Source organism: uncultured Eubacterium sp., from assembly GCF_934295145.1.
Lineage (GTDB): Bacteria > Bacillota > Clostridia > Lachnospirales > Lachnospiraceae > Eubacterium_I.
Map to the genome: position 1 here is coordinate 13905 of NZ_CAKRAS010000017.1, position 22249 is coordinate 36153.

General features: G+C 44.5%; 17 protein-coding genes. All 17 read left to right on the forward strand.

Features of this window, described 5'->3' with window-relative positions; all coding sequences use genetic code 11:
- Positions 1-112: 112 nt before the first annotated feature.
- On the forward strand, positions 113-2095 hold the full coding sequence (uvrB, locus tag Q0I54_RS05005) for an excinuclease ABC subunit UvrB (protein ID WP_296116960.1): 1983 nt from the start codon (positions 113-115) through the stop codon (positions 2093-2095).
- 49 nt (positions 2096-2144) lie between these two features.
- Positions 2145-4970, forward strand: a complete 2826-nt coding sequence (uvrA, locus tag Q0I54_RS05010; RefSeq protein WP_296116962.1) for an excinuclease ABC subunit UvrA — start codon at positions 2145-2147, stop codon at positions 4968-4970.
- Positions 4971-5373: 403 nt separating this feature from the next.
- Positions 5374-6369, forward strand: coding sequence for a rod shape-determining protein (locus Q0I54_RS05015; RefSeq protein WP_021740650.1), 996 nt, complete (start codon positions 5374-5376; stop codon positions 6367-6369).
- A gap of 51 nt (positions 6370-6420) precedes the next feature.
- Entirely contained in the window at positions 6421-8625 is a 2205-nt protein-coding gene (locus Q0I54_RS05020) for an ATP-dependent RecD-like DNA helicase (RefSeq protein WP_296116963.1), read from the forward strand.
- Positions 8626-8628: 3 nt separating this feature from the next.
- On the forward strand, positions 8629-9324 hold the full coding sequence (locus Q0I54_RS05025; RefSeq protein WP_296116965.1) for a ComF family protein: 696 nt from the start codon (positions 8629-8631) through the stop codon (positions 9322-9324).
- Between the two features lie 148 nt (positions 9325-9472).
- Positions 9473-9886 (forward strand): hypothetical protein, encoded by a 414-nt coding sequence (locus Q0I54_RS05030; protein ID WP_296116967.1) that lies wholly within the window; start codon positions 9473-9475, stop codon positions 9884-9886.
- Between the two features lie 30 nt (positions 9887-9916).
- Complete coding sequence (locus Q0I54_RS05035) at positions 9917-10951, forward strand: hypothetical protein (RefSeq protein WP_296116968.1); 1035 nt, start codon at positions 9917-9919, stop codon at positions 10949-10951.
- Positions 10952-11022: 71 nt separating this feature from the next.
- Positions 11023-11898 carry a diadenylate cyclase CdaA gene (gene cdaA, locus Q0I54_RS05040; RefSeq protein WP_367270781.1) on the forward strand — a complete coding sequence of 292 codons (876 nt, stop codon included), beginning with the start codon at positions 11023-11025 and terminating at the stop codon, positions 11896-11898.
- Positions 11864-13162 (forward strand): YbbR-like domain-containing protein, encoded by a 1299-nt coding sequence (locus Q0I54_RS05045; RefSeq protein ID WP_296116971.1) that lies wholly within the window; start codon positions 11864-11866, stop codon positions 13160-13162. The genes cdaA and Q0I54_RS05045 overlap by 35 nt, the downstream gene beginning before the upstream one ends.
- Before the next feature lie 41 nt (positions 13163-13203).
- Positions 13204-13467, forward strand: a complete 264-nt coding sequence (locus tag Q0I54_RS05050) for an HPr family phosphocarrier protein (RefSeq protein ID WP_296116972.1) — start codon at positions 13204-13206, stop codon at positions 13465-13467.
- Positions 13468-13489: 22 nt separating this feature from the next.
- Complete coding sequence (cysD, locus tag Q0I54_RS05055) at positions 13490-14383, forward strand: sulfate adenylyltransferase subunit CysD (protein WP_296116973.1); 894 nt, start codon at positions 13490-13492, stop codon at positions 14381-14383.
- On the forward strand, positions 14384-16207 hold the full coding sequence (cysC, locus tag Q0I54_RS05060; RefSeq protein ID WP_296116975.1) for an adenylyl-sulfate kinase: 1824 nt from the start codon (positions 14384-14386) through the stop codon (positions 16205-16207).
- Between the two features lie 63 nt (positions 16208-16270).
- On the forward strand, positions 16271-17641 hold the full coding sequence (gene glmM / locus Q0I54_RS05065; RefSeq protein WP_296116977.1) for a phosphoglucosamine mutase: 1371 nt from the start codon (positions 16271-16273) through the stop codon (positions 17639-17641).
- Positions 17642-17689: 48 nt separating this feature from the next.
- Positions 17690-18815, forward strand: a protein-coding gene (gene prfB, locus Q0I54_RS05070) for a peptide chain release factor 2 (protein WP_296116979.1) whose coding sequence is annotated in 2 segments (ribosomal slippage) — positions 17690-17764 and positions 17766-18815 — 1125 coding nt in all. Because the reading frame shifts where the segments join, the coding sequence is not laid out codon by codon here.
- 66 nt (positions 18816-18881) lie between these two features.
- The gene (locus Q0I54_RS05075) at positions 18882-20138 is read left to right on the forward strand and encodes an SPFH domain-containing protein (protein ID WP_296116980.1); all 1257 of its coding nucleotides are present in this window, start codon (positions 18882-18884) and stop codon (positions 20136-20138) included.
- 10 nt (positions 20139-20148) lie between these two features.
- The gene (locus Q0I54_RS05080) at positions 20149-21258 is read left to right on the forward strand and encodes a TFIIB-type zinc ribbon-containing protein (RefSeq protein WP_296116982.1); all 1110 of its coding nucleotides are present in this window, start codon (positions 20149-20151) and stop codon (positions 21256-21258) included.
- A 10-nt stretch (positions 21259-21268) separates the two neighbouring features.
- Complete coding sequence (locus tag Q0I54_RS05085) at positions 21269-22114, forward strand: TPM domain-containing protein (RefSeq protein ID WP_296116983.1); 846 nt, start codon at positions 21269-21271, stop codon at positions 22112-22114.
- Positions 22115-22249: the final 135 nt, after the last annotated feature.

The following is a 22249-nucleotide window of genomic DNA, read 5'->3' on the forward strand; positions in this document are numbered from 1 at the left end:
TGTTCTGTACTTTTTTCTATATGAATGATATACTAATCGGGTAACAATACTAAGAAAGTAAAAACATTGTAATTGATTATATAAATAGATCAGATTCACTCAGGAGGTCTGCATGGATCATTTTGAATTAGTTTCACAATATAAACCAACCGGCGATCAGCCGCAGGCAATCGCGGAACTGGTGGAAGGTTTCAGGGAAGGCAATCAGTTTGAAACCCTGCTTGGTGTCACTGGTTCCGGTAAGACATTCACTATGGCGAATGTCATTCAGCAGCTGAATAAACCGACGCTGATCATTGCACATAATAAGACGTTGGCAGCGCAGCTTTACGGGGAAATGAAGGAATTCTTCCCGCACAATGCCGTTGAGTATTTCGTCTCCTACTATGACTATTACCAGCCGGAGGCCTATGTTCCGTCCACGGACACATACATTGCAAAAGATTCAGCAATCAATGAAGAAATTGACAAGTTGCGTCTGTCTGCCACAGCTGCACTGACGGAGCGTAGCGATGTTATCATCGTATCCAGTGTTTCCTGCATTTATGGTCTGGGAAGTCCGGTGGATTATCAGAACATGATGGTTTCTCTGCGCCCGGGCATGGAACGTGATCGTGACGATGTGATCCGCCAGCTCATTGACATTCAGTATATGAGAAATGATATGGATTTTCATCGTGGTACGTTTCGTGTGCGTGGTGATGTGCTGGAGATTTTTCCGGCAAATAATACAGATACGGCGGTGCGTGTGGAGTTTTTTGGAGATGAGATTGACAGGATTACGGAAATTGATGTGCTGACCGGAGAAATCAAGAGCCGACTGGAGCACTGTGCAATTTTTCCGGCTTCTCATTATGTTGTTCCACAGGAGAAAATCAATCAGGCCACGGTTGAAATTGAAAAAGAGATGGAAGAACGGGTGCGTTATTTTAAAGGGGAAGATAAGCTGATCGAGGCACAGCGTATCGCGGAACGCACGAATTTTGATATTGAGATGTTACGCGAAACGGGATTTTGCAGCGGAATTGAGAACTATTCGAGACATCTGGCAGGACTGGAGCCGGGAGTCCCACCTTATACGCTGATTGATTATTTCCCGGATGAGTTTCTGATCATTGTGGATGAGTCACATATCACGATCCCGCAGGTGCGCGGCATGTATGCAGGCGATCAGTCGAGAAAATCGACACTGGTTGATTATGGTTTCCGTCTGCCATCGGCGAAAGATAACCGCCCATTGAATTTTGAAGAATTTGAAAGCAAGATTGACCAGATGTTGTTTGTTTCTGCAACACCGAACGTATATGAGAAAGAGCATGAACTGCTGCGTGCGGAGCAGATTATCCGCCCGACCGGTCTGCTGGATCCATACGTGGAGGTTCGACCGGTAGAGGGACAGATTGATGATCTGATCGGTGAGGTAAATAAGGAAACTTCTGCAGGACATAAAGTACTGATCACGACATTGACGAAGAAAATGGCAGAAGATCTGACGGATTATATGCGCGAGATTGGTATTCGTGTCAAATATCTGCATTCTGATATTGATACCCTGGAGCGTGCGGAGATTATCCGTGATCTACGTCTGGATGTGTTTGACGTACTGGTTGGAATCAACCTTCTGCGAGAAGGACTGGATATTCCGGAGATTACGCTGGTGGCGATTCTGGATGCGGATAAAGAAGGTTTCCTGCGTTCTGAGACATCTCTGATCCAGACAATCGGACGTGCGGCGCGAAACAGTGAAGGACACGTTATTATGTATGCAGATACGATCACGGATTCCATGCGTTTGGCTCTGGATGAGACGGAGCGTCGTCGTGCGATCCAGATGGCGTATAATGAGGAACATGGAATTACACCAAAAACGATTCAGAAATCCGTGCGAGATTTGATCAGTATTTCAAAAAAGGTTGCGCAGGAAGAGATGCAGTTTAAGAAAGATCCGGAATCCATGAGCAAGAAGGAACTGGAGAAACTGATCAAAGACGTGGAAAAGAAGATGAAGAAAGCGGCAGCAGAACTGAATTTCGAGGCGGCAGCACAGCTGCGTGATCAGATGGTGGATTTGAAGAAAATGCTGCAAAACACATAAACCACTAAGAAAACGTGAATACTAGAAATCGAAAGAAAAGAGAACAACTATGGCACAACAATACATTAAGATCAAAGGAGCCAATGAGCATAATCTGAAAAATATTGATGTTACACTGCCGAGAGACAAGTTTATCGTACTGACCGGTCTGTCCGGCTCCGGTAAATCTTCTCTGGCATTTGACACTATTTATGCAGAGGGGCAGCGCCGTTATATGGAATCCTTGTCTTCTTATGCCCGTCAGTTCCTGGGGCAGATGGAAAAACCGAATGTGGAAAAAATTGAAGGATTGTCTCCGGCGATTTCCATCGATCAGAAATCAACAAACCGAAATCCGCGTTCTACGGTCGGAACCGTGACGGAAATATATGATTACTTCCGATTGCTATATGCAAGAATCGGTATTCCGCATTGCCCAAAGTGTGGAAAAGAAATTAAAAAGCAGACCGTTGATCAGATGGCGGATCAGATCATGCAGCTCCCGGAGCGGACAAAAATCCAGCTTCTGGCGCCGGTAGTTCGTGGCAGAAAAGGTACGCATCAGAAACTATTAGACAGCATCAAGCGCAGCGGCTATGTTCGTGTACAGATTGACGGGAGCGTGTATGAACTGACCGAGGAGATCAGTCTGGATAAAAATAAAAAGCACAATATCGAGGTTGTAGTAGACCGTCTGGTAGTAAAGGAAGGCATTGAAAAACGTCTGGTGGATTCTATTGAAAATGTACTGGATCTGGCAGATGGACTGATGACCGTGGATGTGATCGGGGGAGAACAGATTCAGTTTTCCCAGAGTTTTTCCTGCCCGGACTGCGGCATCAGCATTGATGAGATCGAACCGAGAAGTTTTTCCTTTAACAATCCATTTGGTGCCTGCCCGGAGTGTTTCGGACTTGGCTATAAAATGGAATTTGATGAGAACCTGATGATTCCGGACAAGCATCTGTCGTTGGCAGAAGGTGCGATCCAGGTGATGGGATGGCAGTCTTCTAATGATCCGTCCAGTTACACGTATGCGATTTTGAAAGCATTGTCTGAAGAATATGATTTTGACTTGAACACACCGTATGAAGAATTGCCAGAATCCGTGCGTGATGTGATTCTTCATGGAACAGATGGTAAGAAATTAGTGGTACATTACCGCGGACAGCGAGGTGTCGGTGTTTACGATGTGGCATTTGAGGGACTGATCCGCAATGTGGAGCGTCGTTACCGTGAGACCGGATCTGATCTGACCAAGCAGGAATATGAGACATTTATGAGGATCACCCCATGTAAAGCCTGCCATGGACAGCGTCTGAAAAAAGAATCTCTGGCAGTTACAATTGCAGATAAAAATATCCATGAGATCACATCCATGTCAGTAAAGGATCTGTGCACATTTTTGGAAAATCTGGCGCTGACCGAGCAACAGCATCTGATCGGTGATCAGATTTTAAAGGAAATCCGTGCACGCGTGGGATTTTTGAAAGAAGTAGGACTGGAATATCTGACATTGTCGCGAGCAACGGGAACTTTGTCCGGGGGCGAGGCACAGCGTATCCGTCTGGCAACCCAGATCGGTTCCGGTCTGGTCGGCGTGGCATATATTCTGGATGAGCCGAGTATCGGTCTGCATCAGCGTGATAACGATAAGCTGTTGGCGGCTTTAAAGAATCTGAAAGATCTTGGAAATACATTAATTGTAGTAGAACATGATGAAGATACCATGCGCGCGGCGGACTATATCGTGGATATCGGACCGGGAGCCGGAGAGCACGGTGGAGAAGTCGTGGCAGCGGGAACAGTTGATGATATTATGGCATGTGAAAAATCTCTGACGGGAGCGTATTTGAGTGGCAGACTGTTGATTCCGGTGCCGAAGGAGCGTAAACAGCCGACTGGGTTTATTACAGTGCGTGGAGCGCAGGAAAACAACCTGAAAAATATTGATGTAAAAGTTCCGCTGGGTGTTATGACCTGTGTGACGGGTGTGTCCGGTTCCGGTAAAAGTTCTTTGGTCAATGAAATTTTATACAAACATTTGGCGCGAAGCCTGAACCGTGCAAGATGCATTCCGGGAAAACACAAAGACATTGATGGATTGGAGCAGCTTGACAAAGTAATCTGTATTGATCAGTCGCCGATCGGAAGAACTCCGCGTTCCAATCCGGCAACTTATACCGGTGTGTTTGATCAGATCCGTGATCTGTTTGCGGCAACGCCGGATGCGAAGGCAAGAGGATACAAAAAAGGCAGATTCAGCTTTAACGTTAAGGGCGGACGCTGCGAGGCATGCTCCGGAGACGGAATCTTAAAGATTGAAATGCACTTTTTACCGGATGTGTATGTGCCGTGCGAAGTGTGTCAGGGGAAACGTTATAATCGTGAGACACTGGAAATTAAATATAAAGGAAAAAGTATTTATGATGTGTTGGATATGACAGTGGAAGAAGCGCTGACATTTTTCGAAAATGTACCTTCCATTCAGCGTAAGATCCAGACTTTATATGATGTAGGACTTTCCTATGTACGTCTGGGACAGCCATCCACAACGTTATCTGGTGGTGAGGCACAGCGAATCAAACTGGCAACAGAACTGAGCAAGCGCAGCACCGGAAAGACAATTTATATTCTGGATGAGCCGACGACGGGACTTCATTTTGCAGATGTACACAAACTGATCGAGATTCTGCATCGTCTGGCAGACGGTGGCAATACGGTGGTTGTTATTGAGCATAATTTAGATGTGATCAAGACGGCAGACTATATCATTGATATGGGACCGGAAGGTGGTGACGGCGGCGGAACTGTTATTGCGGAGGGTACGCCGGAACAGGTGGCAGAAAATCCGATTTCCTATACCGGAAAATATGTGAAGAAATACTTGAAATAAGGTAATAAAAAGGCACCGCGTTTTGCGGTGCCTGAATTTTCGGGGAGTACTTCCCGGACTTGGGGGATCCGGGAAGCTTGAGTTATGAAAAATTTATTATAAAAAGCGTAAGCCTTTTATAATCGATTACGAGTGTTAGTATAAAAAGAGAATGTGTCCATTTTGTGATTAAAGTGAGAACATTTTAGAAAAAAAGAATTACTTTTCCTAAAAAAATATTAAGAAATGGTTAAATCATCGTGGAATTCTCTGAAAAGGAAAAAAAGTCTTTGAAAAATGCAATTATTTGTATATAATAAGTACACGTATGCGAGTTTATCATTTTGAAAGAAAACGAGTAAGACAAACAGAATTTATAATAGACAGATGAAAAAGAGCATGAAGAGGGAAAGGAGAAAATGAGATGATTTCAACAGATATTGGAATTGATTTAGGAACAGCAAGTATTCTTGTTTACGTCAAAGGCAAAGGCGTTGTATTAAAAGAGCCGTCAGTTGTAGCATTTGACCGCGATACAAATAAAATAAAAGCAATCGGTGAGGAGGCAAGACTGATGCTCGGAAGAACTCCGGGAAACATCGTAGCAGTCAGACCACTTCGCCAGGGTGTTATTTCTGATTATACAGTAACTGAGAAAATGATGAAATATTTCATTCAGAAAGCCGTTGGTAAAAAGAGTTTCCGAAAACCGCTGATCAGCGTTTGTGTACCGAGTGGTGTCACAGAAGTTGAGAAGAAAGCAGTAGAGGATGCGACATTCCAGGCCGGTGCAAGAGATGTAAAAATTATCGAGGAGCCGATCGCGGCAGCAATCGGAGCCGGAATCGATATTTCCAGACCATGTGGAAATATGATCGTAGATATCGGTGGTGGAACAGCTGATATTGCGGTAATCTCTCTTGGAGGAACCGTAGTAAGTACATCCATCAAAATCGCTGGAGATGATTTTGATGAGGCGCTTGTGCGTTATATGAGAAAGAAACATAACCTTCTGATCGGTGAGCGTACCGCAGAAGATATCAAGATCAAGATCGGTACCTGCTATCCGTTACCGGAGCCGATGACACTGGATGTCAGAGGACGAAACCTGGTAACAGGTCTGCCGAAGACAGTAACCGTTTCTTCTGAGGAGACAGAGGAAGCATTACGCGAGGCAACCATGCAGATCGTTGATGCAGTACACAGCGTACTGGAGAAGACACCGCCAGAGTTAGCTGCTGATGTGGCTGACCGCGGAATAGTCCTTACTGGAGGCGGAGCGTTGCTCCGGGGACTGGAAGAACTGATTGAGTCACATACCGGAATCAATACGATGACAGCAGAAGATCCAATGACCTGTGTTGCCATCGGAACTGGAAAATATGTAGAGTTTCTATCCGGAAAAAGAGACGAGCAGTAAGAATGAGAGAGACAGTCATCAGGCTGTCTCTTTTTATAACAAAGGAGAACTATGGAGACAATTACCGGGTTTGTAGAGCATATTGTATATCGAAATGAAGAGAATGGTTATACGGTTTTGAATCTGGTTTCCCAGGACGAGGATGAGATCACCTGTGTGGGCGTGTTTCAGGTCATCAGCGAAGGAGAATGTATGGAAGCAACCGGAGAATATACGGTGCATCCGTCCTACGGTCCGCAGTTTAAAGTAGATACTTATACAATTAAGGCACCGGAGGATGCCGCTTCCATTGAACGTTATCTGGGCTCCGGTGCAATCAAAGGCGTGGGAGCGGCACTTGCAGCCCGAATTGTGCGCAGGTTTAAAGAAGATACCTTCCGTATCATTGAAGAAGAACCGGAGCGACTGGTGGAAATTAAGGGCATCAGTGAACGGAAAGCGCAGGAGATCGCACAGCAGACAGAGGAAAAAAGAGAACTCCGTCAGGCCATGATTTTTTTGCAAAATTATGGGATTTCCCTGACATTGGCAGTGAAGATTTACCAGACCTATCAGCTGGATATGTATCGAATTATCCAGGAGAATCCGTACAAATTGGCGGAAGACGTGTCCGGTGTGGGATTTAAGATTGCGGATGAGATCGCACATAAAGTTGGAATTCATATGGATTCAGATTTTCGCATCCGAAGTGGTATTTTGTACGTGCTGCAGCAGGCTTCCCTGGAGGGACATACTTATCTGCCGGAGGAGATTCTGACCCGCAGGGCATGCGAACTTCTGGGGGTTGATGCTTCTGCGATTGAAAAACATTATATGGATATGGCCATTGACCGAAAACTTGTGCTGAAACAATCCGAAGAGCAGATACAGATTTATGCGTCTACTTTCTATTACATGGAACTGAATGTGGCGGTTATGCTGCGCGAACTGAACGTGAAATACGATTTTTCTGAAACTGCGGTAGAGCAGCGTATTCGAAAAATAGAAGCACTGTCAGAACTGGAATTGGATGAAATGCAGCGGATCGCCGTAAAGGAAGCGGTGCGCAGCGGACTGCTTGTTATCACCGGTGGACCAGGTACCGGAAAGACGACGACCATCAATACGATCATTCAGTATTTTGAGTCGGAGGGCATGGATATCTGTCTGGCAGCGCCTACGGGACGCGCGGCAAAACGTATGAGCGAAACCACCGGGTATGAGGCAAAAACGATCCATCGAATGCTGGAATTGTCCGGTGGGATGGAGGAACGGGCCGGATTTGAGAGAAATGAGCAGAATCCGTTGGAGACAGATGTCATTATTATTGATGAGATGTCCATGGTGGATATCAGTCTGATGCATAATCTACTGAAAGCAGTAGTTGCGGGAACACGACTGATTCTGGTGGGAGATGTCAATCAGCTGCCGAGTGTCGGCCCGGGATGTGTGCTGAAAGATATCATTGATTCCCATGCGTGCAATGTGGTACGTCTGAACCGTATTTTCCGCCAGGCATCCGAGAGTGATATTATCGTAAATGCACATAAGATCAATCGCGGTGAGGAAGTCATGCTGGACAACAAGAGCCGGGATTTCTTTTTCCTAAAGCGATATGATGCAAACGTGATTATCAGCATCTGCATTCAGTTGATCCGGCAGAAGCTGCCGAAATATGTGAATGCGTCACCTTCTGACATTCAGGTGCTGACGCCGATGCGGAAAGGTCTGCTTGGCGTGGAACGGCTGAATACGATCCTGCAGCAGTATCTGAATCCTCCGGATCCGAAGAAAGCGGAACGGGAACATGGACAGATGGTGTTCCGCGAGGGCGACAAAGTGATGCAGATAAAAAACAATTATCAGGCGGAGTGGGAGATCCGCAGCAGATACAATATTCCGATTGAAAAAGGACTTGGTGTATTCAATGGGGATATGGGAATTGTCCGGGAAATTAATGGATTTTCAGAGACACTGACGGTAGAGTACGAGGAAGGCCGTATGGTTGAATATCCATTTAAGGAACTGGAACAGCTGGAGCTGGCCTACGCGATCACCATACATAAATCCCAGGGAAGCGAGTATCCGGCAGTGATCATTCCGCTTCTGACGGGGCCGCGCATGCTGATGAACAGAAATCTGTTGTACACAGCGGTGACCAGAGCTCGTAAATGCGTGACACTGGTAGGGGATGAGAAGGCATTTTACAACATGGAGGCAAATGTAAACGAGCAGAAACGTTACAGCGGTCTGCGGGACCGATTGGAGGAATTATAATATTTGAATATTTTAAAATGGCTGGATTATTTATATCCGCCCAGATGCCCGGTCTGTGAAAAAATCAGTGCCGGGGGAATCTGTCCGGAGTGTAGGAAAAAGATACAGTTTATTCAGAAAGATTACTGTATGAAGTGTGGAAAACTACTGGATCATGCACAGGATGAATATTGCAGGGACTGCAGGCGCAGGCGGCATGTATTTGTCCGCAATCGTGCGCTGCTGTCCTACCGTGGACCAGTGAAACTGTCGCTTTATCAGATGAAGTATGGAAACCGGCGGGAATATGCGGTGACTTATGGACGGGAAATGGCGAAAATGCTTGGCCCGTGGATTTACCATACAGGAATTACACGCATCGTACCGATTCCATTGCATGCGTCACGGAAAAGAAAACGTGGTTATAATCAGGCAGAATGGATTGCCCGTGCTATGGGAAAAGAACTGAAACTGCCTGTGGATACAAGACTTTTGTATCGAATCCGCAGAACAAAACCACAGAAAAAACTGGATGACCGGCAGCGGAAGCAGAACCTGAAAAATGCCTTCGAAGTGAGAAAAAAGATCGACAGCAGGGAGCGGATTTTACTTGTTGATGATATTTATACAACGGGAAGTACCGTAGATGCTGCGGCCGGGTGTCTGCAGAACGCACTTGGCTGTCAGGTGTATGTGGCAGTGATCGCAATCGGGGGATAAAAAACTTTTCTTAGATAGTAATTTATGATATAATTAGTGAAAATGAGTCAATATGCTTGCATAATTGACGAGTGGTGAATGTCGATCATGAACTGTTTTTTGTTCATGATATACTTTTCATATAGTATGAGCAAAAAAAGGTGAAGCTATGATTAATCAGGAAAGAGTTCGTGAAATGACCAGAATGGCCATGCTTGAAAACGGACCCGGAGAAAGAGAACTGAAGATCAGCACATATCGTCGGGGTGATTATGTGATTTTGCAGATGGTAAAAGGATTTGTCCTTGGAACGATCTGTTTTTTTGCTGTTCTGATGTTGTGGATCTGCTCCAAATGGGATGATTTTAATCAATACTTTGCCAATGTAAACTATAGGGTACTGATCAAAGAAATTGTTGTGATATATCTGATATTTCTGGCATGTTATCTGGTGATCTGCGCACTCGTGGCAGTTCACAGGCATAAACAATGCCGGGACAGGAGAGATTTGTACCTGCATTATCTTCATCGGCTGAATAAGTCTTATGCTGCTGAGGAGAAGGAGAATACACAGGAGGAATAAAATTCTGAAACGTGGAGCAGGAGGTAACGTATGGTTCAGCTGTTGAAAATAAAGGAATATATTTACCGTTTTGTCGGGAAATATGAGATATTTGTTGTAGCAATAGGGCGCTTTTTAGTTGCATTTTTCGCATTTACGCTGATTGACCACAAAATCGGATACATGGATGTGCTGAAGGAATATCCGATTGCATTGCTGTGTGCATTGCTGTGTTCCTTTTTACCATCCGGAGTTATGCTGTTTTTCGGGGCACTGCTGGTTCTGTTGAATTGCTATGCACTGTCTCTGGAATTGTGTGGCATTGTAGCACTGGTATTTGCAGCACTTTTCTGTCTGTACTTTCGGTTTACGAGCAGAAAAGGCATGTATACAGTGCTGACACCGGTGCTGAATGTGGCGGGGGTCCCTTACATCATGCCGGTATGCGCCGGACTGATGGATAGAATCTATACAGCCATCGCCGTTGTATGCGGAGAATTTATTTACTTTTTATTGAAAAATATTAACGAAAATGCGGCACTGTTTTCTGCAAAAGAGTCTATCACAAAGAAAAGTGTGGTAACCCTTGCCGTAACGGAAATTTTTACAGATAAAGAAATGTATTTTTATCTTGGAGCCTTTGCTGCAGCATCCATTGTGGTATATTGCGTGAGAAAACTCAGCGTGGACCATGCGCGGATCATCGCAATTGTGCTTGGAGTTGCCGTGCAGATGGGTGTGATCTGCAGTGGAGAAATCTATCTGGGAGAAAGCAGCCGTATTGTAAAAGTCATCGTTGGATGTGTGGTTTCACTGATAATTGCATTAGTGATTGATTTTATGACCCTGAGTGTGGATTACAGCAGGGTGGAACATACACAGTTTGAAGATGATGAGTACTATTATTATGTCAAAGCGGTACCGAAGACTTTTGTTTCCGTAGAAGACAAACAGGTAAAACACATTAACGCAAAACGTTCCAAAAAAAGAAAATCCACGCGTGGAAAGAAAGTAAATTCTGTTCATGTCAGCCATCCGGAAGATGATTTGGAAGAGCAGGTGTTCAGAGAGCTGCATGACAAATAAAAAATAAGAAACAGGAAAATCAGAGAGGAAGTGAAAAGATGCGGGAAATAGGAGCAGCATTATATGCTTTTATGGATAAATATCTTTCCTGGATAGACAAACCAAAGATCGGGGCCACCGATATCATAGAAATTATCATTATTGCCTTTGTATTATATCAGGTTATGGTATGGGTGAAAAACACCAGAGCATGGATGCTGTTTAAAGGTATCATTGTGATATTGATCTTCCTTCTGATCGCGGCACTTTTCCAGATGAATACGATTTTGTGGTTGTCGGGAAAAGTAGTAAATGTAGCAGCGATCGCGCTGGTTATTATTTTTCAGCCGGAACTGCGAAATGCACTGGAGCGGCTGGGAAGAAAGAATTTTCTTACTGCATTTTTTAGTTTTGATTTTCAAAAGGCAAATGCTGTCCGTTTTTCTGAGAAAACAATCAATGAGATCGTAAAAGCCTGCTATGAGATGGGTAAAGTAAAAACGGGAGCCCTGATCGTAATTGAGCGGGATGTGATGCTGAATGAATATATTCGAACAGGAATTCCACTGGATTCCCTCGTATCAAGTCAGCTTCTGATCAATATTTTTGAACATAATACACCTCTGCATGATGGCGCGATCATTGTGCGGGGAGACCGAATTGTATCAGCAACCTGTTATCTGCCATTATCGGATAATATGGAACTGAGTAAGGAACTTGGAACAAGACACCGTGCTGCTGTCGGAATCAGTGAAGTCAGTGATTCTATGACCATTGTGGTTTCAGAGGAGACGGGAGCAGTATCGCTGGCAGTGGAAAGTACACTGTATCGCAATATTGATGCAGATTTCCTGCGAAGCAAATTGAAATTTGCGGCAAAACTGTCAGGAGAGACGGAGAACTATTTTGAAAAACTGAAAAGGAGGCTGAAAAATGCTGCGCAAAGTAACAAAGCGGATAACAAATAATTTTGGCCTCAAAATATTGGCGGCAGTTTTTGCAATTGTCATCTGGCTGGTGGTTGTCAATATTGAAGACCCGGAAAAAACAAAAGGATTTGTGATACCGGTAACGATTGAGAACAGCGATTACCTGACTGACATGGGAAAGACATACGATATTTTAAATAATTCAGATAAGATTTCCTTTACGGTTACCGGAAAACGTTCTATTATAGAAGAACTTTCTGAGTCGGATTTTACGGCAGTAGCCAATATGGAAAATATTAATGATGAGATGACTACGGTGCCGGTCAGTGTAACGGCATCCAGATATGCAAGTCAGATTGAAATTAACAAGCGGGATGCGACGCTGAAGATCAGTGTGGAAAATCTGAAGACAGAACGCTATACCGTTCAGGTTGCGACGATCGGTACACCGGCAGCATATTGCTATATCGAGTCGACGGTAGCGGATCCGAAGAAAATTACCATCACCGGACCGGAATCAATTCTGAATCAGATCGCCACGGTGCAGGCGAGTGTAGATGTTAGCGGTGCAGAGGAAAATATCGCAACGAACAGCAAAGTGGTATTGCTGGACAAAGATGGAAATGAAATTCCACAGGAACGACTGACGCTGAACCGTACATCTGTTGCTGTGGATGTGACCGTTACCATGGGCAAATCCGTACCGTTGAAATTTGTGACAAATGGCACACCTGCGGATGGTTACCGGTTTCAGAAAGCGGAATGCAGTGTTTCAAACGTAAACCTTGTGGGAAGCACGGAAGCATTGGCGTCTATAAGCGAACTTGAAATCACTGGTTCTCAGATGAATATTGCCGGTGCATCATCAAACGTAGCGGCGAGTGTGGATTTGTCAAAATTCCTGCCGGAAGGTGTATCATTGGCATCTGATCAGTCGAAACAGATCAGTGTGACACTGGTGATCGAGGGAAGAACGGCGAAAGCCTTTGCCGTGCCAGTGAAAAATATCACGGTGAGAAATCTTTCATCCAATTATCAACTGGAATTTAATGCAGATACTGTAACGGTAAACCTGCTGGGATTTGAGGAGGACTTTTCAGATATCAATCCGAATGATATTACCGGAACGATTGATGCATCACCATTTAACCTGGGAGTTATGGCAGCGCAGGTTTCCATTGACGGTGGCTACACAGTCAGTGAGACACCATACACATCCGTGACAGTGACGGAAAAGCCAGATAATACGGGAAATACAGACAGTACAGATAATACAGGAGGAACAGACAGTTCCACACAATAAGAAGGTAAAGATACCAAGGATGTATTTGGAGGGGATACAAAATGGTTTGTCAGAAAGTAAGAATTAAAAACCCTGCAGGACTGCATTTGCGCCCTGCGGGAAAATTGTGTGATGAGGCGATCAAATACAAGTCAAAGATTTCTTTTCAGAGAGGAAATATGACGACAAATGTAAAAAGCCTTTTAAGTGTGCTGGCGGCGAGTATCAAATACAATGATGAAATTGAATTTGTATGTGAGGGAGAAGACGAAGACGAGGCGCTGGCAGGAATCGTATCCGCGATACAAAACGGTTTGGGGGAATAACACAGGAAAAGAGGACAAAAGTATGGATCATTTGGATGAACTGGAAGCGGAAGCAATATACATTATGCGAGAAGTGGCAGCACAGTGTGAAAAACCGGTAATGTTATATTCCATCGGAAAGGATTCATCGGTTATGCTGCATCTTGCGTTAAAAGCATTTTATCCGGAGAAACCACCATTCCCATTCTTACATGTAAATACTACATGGAAATTCAAAGAAATGATTGAGTTTCGCGATAAAGTAGCGGAAAAATATGGAATTGAGATGCTGGAATACATTAATGAAGACGGTGTTCGACAGGGAATCAATCCCTTTGATCATGGTGCAGCCTATACCGATATCATGAAAACACAGGCCTTAAAGCAGGCGTTAAATAAGTATGGTTTTACTGCAGCATTTGGTGGCGGCAGACGTGATGAGGAAAAGAGCCGTGCCAAGGAGCGTATTTTCTCTTTCCGTAATGCAGAGCACGCCTGGGATCCGAAAAATCAGCGTCCGGAGATGTGGAAGCTGTTCAATACGGAGATCAACAAAGGTGAAAGCATCCGCGTATTTCCAATTTCTAACTGGACAGAAAAGGATATCTGGCAGTATATCAAGCGGGAAAATATTGATATCGTTCCGTTGTATTTTGCAGCAGAGCGTCCTGTCGTAGAGCGTGACGGCAATCTGATCATGGTAGATGATGACCGTATGCGTCTGTTTCCGGGAGAAAAACCGATGATGAAGAAAGTTCGTTTTCGAACCCTTGGATGTTATCCGCTTTCCGGTGGCGTGGAGTCTGATGCGGATACGCTGGATGCAATCATTCAGGAGACTTTAAGTGCGGTATCTTCTGAACGTACCAGTCGTGTGATCGATAAGGACGGTGGAGCGGCCAGCATGGAGAAACGGAAAAGGGAGGGCTACTTCTAGATGAACGCATTGTTGAAATTTATTACCTGTGGAAGTGTGGATGATGGAAAATCCACACTGATCGGACATATGCTTTATGATGCAAAATTATTATTTGCAGATCAGAAGCGTGCACTGGAACTGGATTCCAAAGTCGGTTCCAGAGGCGGAGCTATTGATTACAGTTTACTTCTGGACGGCCTGATGGCGGAGCGTGAGCAGGGAATTACCATAGATGTTGCTTACCGCTATTTTACGACAGAGCGCCGTTCTTTTATTGTGGCTGATACACCGGGACACGAAGAATATACGAGAAATATGGCAGTAGGTGCATCTTTTGCGGATCTGGCGGTTATCCTTGTAGATGCCAGCCAGGGCGTACTGACACAGACCAGACGCCATACCCGGATCTGTTCTCTGATGGGAATCAAACACTTTGTATTTGCCATCAACAAAATGGATTTGATCGATTTTGAACAGGAAAAATTCCGGAAGATCAAGAAAGATATTAAAGTGCTGCTGGCAGAATTTGAGTACAGCACTGCACAGATGATCCCAGTATCTGCGACTGAGGGAGATAATATTACAAAGCGTTCTTCCCATATGCCGTGGTATACAGGAAAAACACTGCTGGATTATCTGGAGACCATTGACGTAAAGGAAAATCCGACAGAGACAGGATTTACCATGCCGGTACAGCGTGTCTGCAGACCGAATCATACATTTCGTGGATTCCAGGGACAGATCGAAAGTGGCAGTGTGTCAGTGGGCGATACGATTCAGGTATTGCCAAGTGGTGAAACAGCTGTTGTAAAACTGATTTATGAAGGCGACAAAGAAGTACAGACCAGTTCTGTGGGTCATGCCGTAACCATTCAGCTGGATACAGAGATTGATATTTCCAGAGGCTGTGTGCTGGTGGAAGGTACTTCACTGAATGTAAATTCCATGTTTTCTGCAACACTGCTCTGGATGGATGATACGAAGCTGGTGGCAGGAAAGAATTTTCTGTTGAAACTCGGCACACAGAGTGTCCCTGCAACGATCATGAACATCAAGTACAAGATTGACGTCAATTCCGGGGAGGAAGTATATGCAGAGGCGATTTATAAAAATGAGATTGCGCGCTGCGAAATTGCAACTGCTTCAAAACTGGTTTTCGATAAATTTGAAAAAAATAATGCGTTAGGTTCCTTAATTCTGATTGACCGGGTATCTCATATGACATCAGCATGTGGTGTTGTAGAGCATACATTAAACAGAGAAAATCAGCTGACCTGGCATGATATGGATATTACACGGGAATTCCGTGAGAAACAGCTTGGCCAGAATGCAAAGACGATCTGGTTTACTGGTCTGTCCGGCTCCGGAAAATCGACGCTGGCAAATGAACTGGAAAAGCGTCTGGTGGCCATGGGCAAACATACGATGTTGCTGGATGGCGATAATGTCCGTATGGGACTGAATAAAAATCTGAGTTTCCGTGAGGCAGACCGAATTGAAAATATTCGTAGAATCGCTGAGGTATCCAAACTGATGAACGATGCGGGACTGATCGTACTGACATCTTTTATTTCTCCGTTTGCACAGGACCGTCAGAATGCCCGTGAGATCATCGGAGATGCATTTATGGAAGTATATGTAAATACTCCGATCGAGGAGTGTGAGCGCAGGGATGTCAAAGGCCTGTATAAAATGGCCCGTGAAGGAAAGGTGGATCACTTTACCGGTATTTCCAGTCCGTATGAAGCGCCGAAGCATCCGGATGCAGTGATCGATACGGCAAAATACAGCGTGGAAGAGTGCGTGGATCTGATTTTGGAACAGTTAAAAGACCGGCTGTAGATTCATGCGTTTTGAAAAAAATATATATAATCATAAGTTAATAACAAATGGAAAGGATTCAAAATGGGAAGATATTTTGGAACAGACGGCTTCCGTGGGGAGGCCAACAAAACATTAACAGTAGAGCATGCTTACAAAGTAGGACGTTTTATCGGATGGTATTATCATCAGATTACAGGAAAAAAATGTAAAGTTGTAATCGGAAAAGATACAAGACGTTCCAGCTATATGTTTGAGTATTCTCTGGTTGCAGGTCTGACTGCTTCAGGCGCAGATGCATATCTGCTTCATGTAACCACAACGCCGTCCGTATCTTACGTGACAAGAACAGAAGATTTTGACTGCGGTATCATGATCTCCGCAAGCCACAATCCGTATTATGATAATGGTATCAAACTGATCAATGGAAATGGTGAGAAGATGGATGAGAAAACCATTTCCTATATCGAGGATTACATTGATGGAAAACTGAATCTCTTCGGAGAAGAGATGGCAGATGTGCCGTTTGCTGTCCGCGAGGAGATTGGATGCACCGTAGATTATGCAGCAGGAAGAAACCGTTATGTAGGTTATCTGATTTCGCTGGCTACTTATTCTTACAAAAATGTCCGTGTTGGGCTTGACTGCGCAAACGGAAGTTCCTGGATGATCGCAAAGAGTGTATTTGACGCACTTGGCGCAAAAACATATGTCATCAACGCAGAGCCGGATGGAACAAACATTAATAATCATGCAGGTTCCACACATATTGAAGTACTTCAGAAATTTGTAAAAGACAACAATCTGGACGTTGGCTTTGCTTATGACGGAGATGCAGACCGTTGTATTGCAGTAGATGAAAAAGGAAATGTTATCGACGGAGATCTGATTTTATATATTTACGGCAAATATATGAAAGAGAGAGGAAAACTCATGAACAATACTGTTGTAACGACCATTATGTCTAATTTTGGTCTGTACAAAGCTTTTGATGAGGCTGGTATTAATTATGAGAAAACAGCAGTTGGTGATAAATATGTATATGAGAACATGGTTCAGAATGGTCATCGTATTGGCGGTGAGCAGTCCGGACACATTATTTTCAGCAAATATGCAACCACAGGTGATGGTATCTTAACATCCATGAAAATGATGGAAGTTATGCTGGCGAAGAAACTGCCGTTAAGCAAACTGGCTGAGCCGGTGACCATTTACCCACAGGTACTCAAAAATGTAAGAGTAAAGAGCAAACCAGAAGCACAGAATGATACTGATGTACAGCAGGCAGTAGCAAAGGTTGCAGAAACACTGGGCGATACCGGACGTATCCTTGTTCGTGAGAGCGGAACAGAGCCGGTGATCCGTGTTATGGTAGAAGCAGAGACAGAAAGTCTTTGTGAGAAATATGTCGATCAGGTAATTGAAGTGATCAAAGAAAAAGGACATACTGTATAAGAATAAACAGGATAAAATATCCTGAAATAAGAGAAAGAGGTGATTTCGGTGGTTGAATTAGACCAGTTCAAAACAAAGTTGAACGCATACAAACACCCGCTCCAGGAAGTAAGGGATTCACTTTGACCTCGCTAACAAAGAGCAGAGGATTCAGGAGTTAGAGCGGAAGATGGAGGAACCGGATTTCTGGAATGATCCGGAGCGTTCCCAGGAGCTTATGAAAGAGCTCAAAAGCAAAAAAGATGATGTGGAGATTTACCAACAGCTGGTATCCCAGATGGAAGACATGGAGCTCATGATCGAAATGGGATACGAAGAAAATGACCCGGAAGTCATTCCGGAGATTCAGGAATTGCTGGATGAATTTGAAACAAGTTTTGAGAATATTCGCATGAAGACATTGCTTTCCGGCGAATATGACAGAGACGATGCGATCGTAACTCTGCATGCAGGAGCCGGCGGCACAGAGTCCTGTGATTGGGCAAGTATGCTGTACCGTATGTATACCAGATGGGCATCTGCCAAAGGATTTGAGGTGGAAGTATTGGATTATCTGGACGGGGAGGAAGCCGGTATCAAGTCTGTGACATTTCAGGTACATGGCGAAAATGCCTATGGCTATCTGAAATCAGAAAAAGGTGTTCACAGACTGGTTCGTATTTCCCCGTTCAATGCGGCAGGAAAACGTCAGACATCCTTTGTATCCTGCGATGTTATGCCGGATATTGAAGAAGATGTGGAAATCGAGATCAATGATGATGATCTGCGTATCGATACCTACCGTTCCAGCGGAGCCGGTGGTCAGCATATCAACAAGACATCTTCTGCCATCCGTATCACACATTTACCGACCGGTATCGTGGTACAATGTCAGAATGAGCGGTCTCAGCATATGAATAAAGATAAAGCAATGCAGATGCTGAAAGCAAAACTGTATTTGTTAAAACAGCAGGAAAATGCAGAAAAAGCGGCAGATATTCGAGGTGATGTGACAGAGATTGGCTGGGGAAATCAGATCCGTTCCTATGTTATGCAGCCATATACGATGGTAAAAGATCATCGTACCAACGCAGAAACCGGAAATGTGGACAGTGTCATGGATGGAAATATTGATCTGTTTATCAATGCATACCTGAAATGGATTACATTGTCCAAAAACGATCAGGAAGCATAGAACTATACTCCGGGGAATCGGAAGTGATTTTTTGAGAGTATGTGACAGCAAAAAGGAGAAATTACCATGGGAATCATTCGAGCAGCAGTAAAAAGTATCAGTTCAGGTCTGGCAGATCAGTGGCTGGAAGTAATCGAACCGGCAGATATGGGTGCGCAGACACTGATGACACCGGGTGTTTTGATAAATAAAAAATCCCAGAACCGGAAAGGCAGCAGAAATGTGATTTCCGATGGTTCTGTCATTCATGTGTATGATAATCAGTTTATGATCCTGACCGATGGCGGCAAGATTATTGATTACACGGCCGAGCCGGGGTATTTTGAAGTGAAAAATGACATGGAGCCTTCTCTGTTTCATGGAGATTTTTCCAGTGCCATGGAGGCTACGTTTGAACGTATCAAATACGGCGGACAGTCCCCGACCGAACAGAAAGTATATTATCTGAATCTGCAGGAAATCAAAGGCATCAAATTCGGTACGAGAAATCCGATCAATTATTTTGATAACTTTTATAATGCAGAGCTGTTTTTAAGGACACACGGAACCTATTCTATCCGCATCAGTGATCCGCTGAAATTTTATGCAGAAGTAATTCCGCGGAATATGGCACAGGTGGAAGTATCAGATGTCAACGAACAGTTTCTGGATGAATTTTTAGAGGCACTGCAGTCAGCCATCAATCAGATGTCTGCGGATGGCATAAGAATTTCTTTTGTGACCTCTAAAGGGCGGGAACTTGGCAAATACATGTCCGATATTCTGGATGAGGATTGGAAGCAAAACCGCGGTGTGGAGATCGCATCGGTTGGTATTGCGAGCATTTCCTATGACGATGCATCCACAAAGCTGATCAACATGCGAAATCAGGGCGCAATGCTCTCTGATCCGACGATCCGCGAGGGATATGTGCAGGGGTCTGTTGCCCGGGGTATGGAAGCAGCAGGCTCTAATGCGTCAGGTTCCGTATCCGGCTTTATGGGCATGGGTATGGGAATGCAGACAGGAGCAGGTGTTATGGGCGCTGCATCTGAAGCAAATATCCGTCAGATGGAGATGAATCGTCAGCAGGCACAGGCAGCACAGCAGCATGGAACTTCCAATGAGTGGATCTGCAGCTGTGGAGCGACAAACACCGGGAAATTCTGCTCCGAGTGCGGTAAACCGATGCCGACCACATGGACCTGCAGTTGTGGGGCAGTAAACAGTGGAAAATTCTGTACCGAATGTGGAAAACCGGCACCCGAAGCACCATGGACCTGCAGTTGTGGGGCAGTAAACAGTGGAAAATTCTGTTCTGAGTGTGGCAAACCGAAAGCGTAAGAGGAATGATATGTCAACGATCAGTATAAAATGCCCCAATTGTGGCGGCGAATTGATTTTTGACCCGAAAAGTCAGAAATATAAATGTGAATATTGCGGTTCAGATTTTGCTTTGGATGAGATCGAAACCGAAAATAGCGGGACACAGGAGACTTCAGATTCAGCGGAATCGGCCGGGGGCGGAACAACTGCAGGATTATTTGCGGAAACAGCTTCTCATGATTCTGAAGCAGAAGACCAGGAGGCTTCAGCAGTTGTGTATACCTGTCCGAACTGTGGTGCACAGATCGTGACAGATCAGACCACGGCTGCAACGTTCTGTTATTATTGTCATAATCCGGTGCTTCTCTCGGAACAGCTGACCGGAGATTTTCATCCGGATCAGATCGTACCCTTTGAGATTGACCGGAAGCAGGCGGAGCAGCATTTCCTGGATTTTGTTCAGAAAAAGAAATTTGTGCCGAATGCATTTTTTCAGAAGCAGCAGATTGAAAAACTGACGGGAATTTATTATCCATACTGGGTGTGTGATGCCGAGGTGGACGGTGCCTTGACAGCAGAGGGAAGCAAAGTCCGGGTATTTGTAGCCGGAGATGAGGAAATTACAGAAACGCGTATCTTCCGTATGGAACGCCAGGGTGAGGTTTCTCTGCGTGAGATTACAAAACACGCACTGAAAAAATCAGACCGTCTGCTGGCAGAAGGGGTATTGCCGTATGATTTTTCCAAGGCAGAACCTTTTCATATGGGATATCTGTCCGGCTTTTATGCGGAAAAACGAGATATTGAGAGAACCGAGCTGGAGTCGGAAGTGCGCGGTGAGGTGGAAAATTGCACCAGAGATCTGCTGGAGGACACCATCGAAGGCTATACCGGAGTACATATTATATCCGATAATATCAGATTACTGCAGGAAAACTGGAAGTATACATTACTTCCGGTATGGACGGTAACATATAAGGGGCTGAATGGAAAAATATATTACTATTCAATGAACGGACAGAATGGAAAAACTTATGGTGAACTTCCAATCGACCGGAAGAAAGTTTCTCTGTGTGGAATTCTGATCGGTGGGATTGCCTTTGCAATCATGCTGCTACTGGGATATTTTGTGTTTTAGGGAGAACAAAATGAGGATAATACAGCGAAAAACAAAAAGTCGGATCTGCCTTGCGGGTGTGCTTCTTTGTATTGTAATGAGTTTGTCGGTCAGTCTTTCAGCTTATGCGTCGGGAAGGCAGGTATATGATGATGCCGGACTGTTTTCCGATGAGGAAATAACAGAACTTACGGAAGCCGTGGATAAAGCAGAAAGTGAGACCGGCTGGGATCTGATGCTTCTGACGGTAGATGATGCATCCGTGGTGTCCACACAGGATTATGCAGAAGAAAAATTTAACGAGTACACAGAGAGTGACGATGGTATAGCCTTTGTCCTTGATATGAATGCGCGGGTGTTCTATATTGCGACAGCCGGTGAGAGTTACAAATATATTGTAGATACCCGTCTGAATAAAATGCTGGATCATGCGACGGAGTATGCAGGATCCGGAGATTATAAGCAGGCTATGGATTCTATGCTGGAAGATACGCTTATCTATTATCAGGCTGGAAAGCCGAATAATCTGGCGATTTATGATGAAGACAGTGGTATTTATTACCAGGAGGAAGGAAGCAGTGAGCCGCACCTGGATAAGATGGAACTTTTATTTGCAACATTGGCTGGCGCAGCAGCCTGTCTGGTATTCTGCCTGTTTATTACAGGAAAATACAGATTGAAATTTGGTAGATATCATTATAATGCCAGGGAACACGGAGCAGTGAAACTTCACAGAAGTGAAGACCATTTTGTGCGTCAGTTTATTACGCGCAGAAAGCTTCCGAAAGATGATCCGCCGTCAGGAGGCGGTGGAACCAGTTCTGTTCATCAGGGCGCCGGTGGGCGTACTTTTGGCGGTGGCGGCCGGGGATTTTAAAATCCCCGGTTTTTTGTTTGACAGGAAATTACGATGAATTTCCTGCTCTTGGTATCTGGAAAAACACAAAAACGGGGTTGCATCAAGGGTTTGATTATGATACTATATCTTTACTGTGAAAACAGATGTATTTCT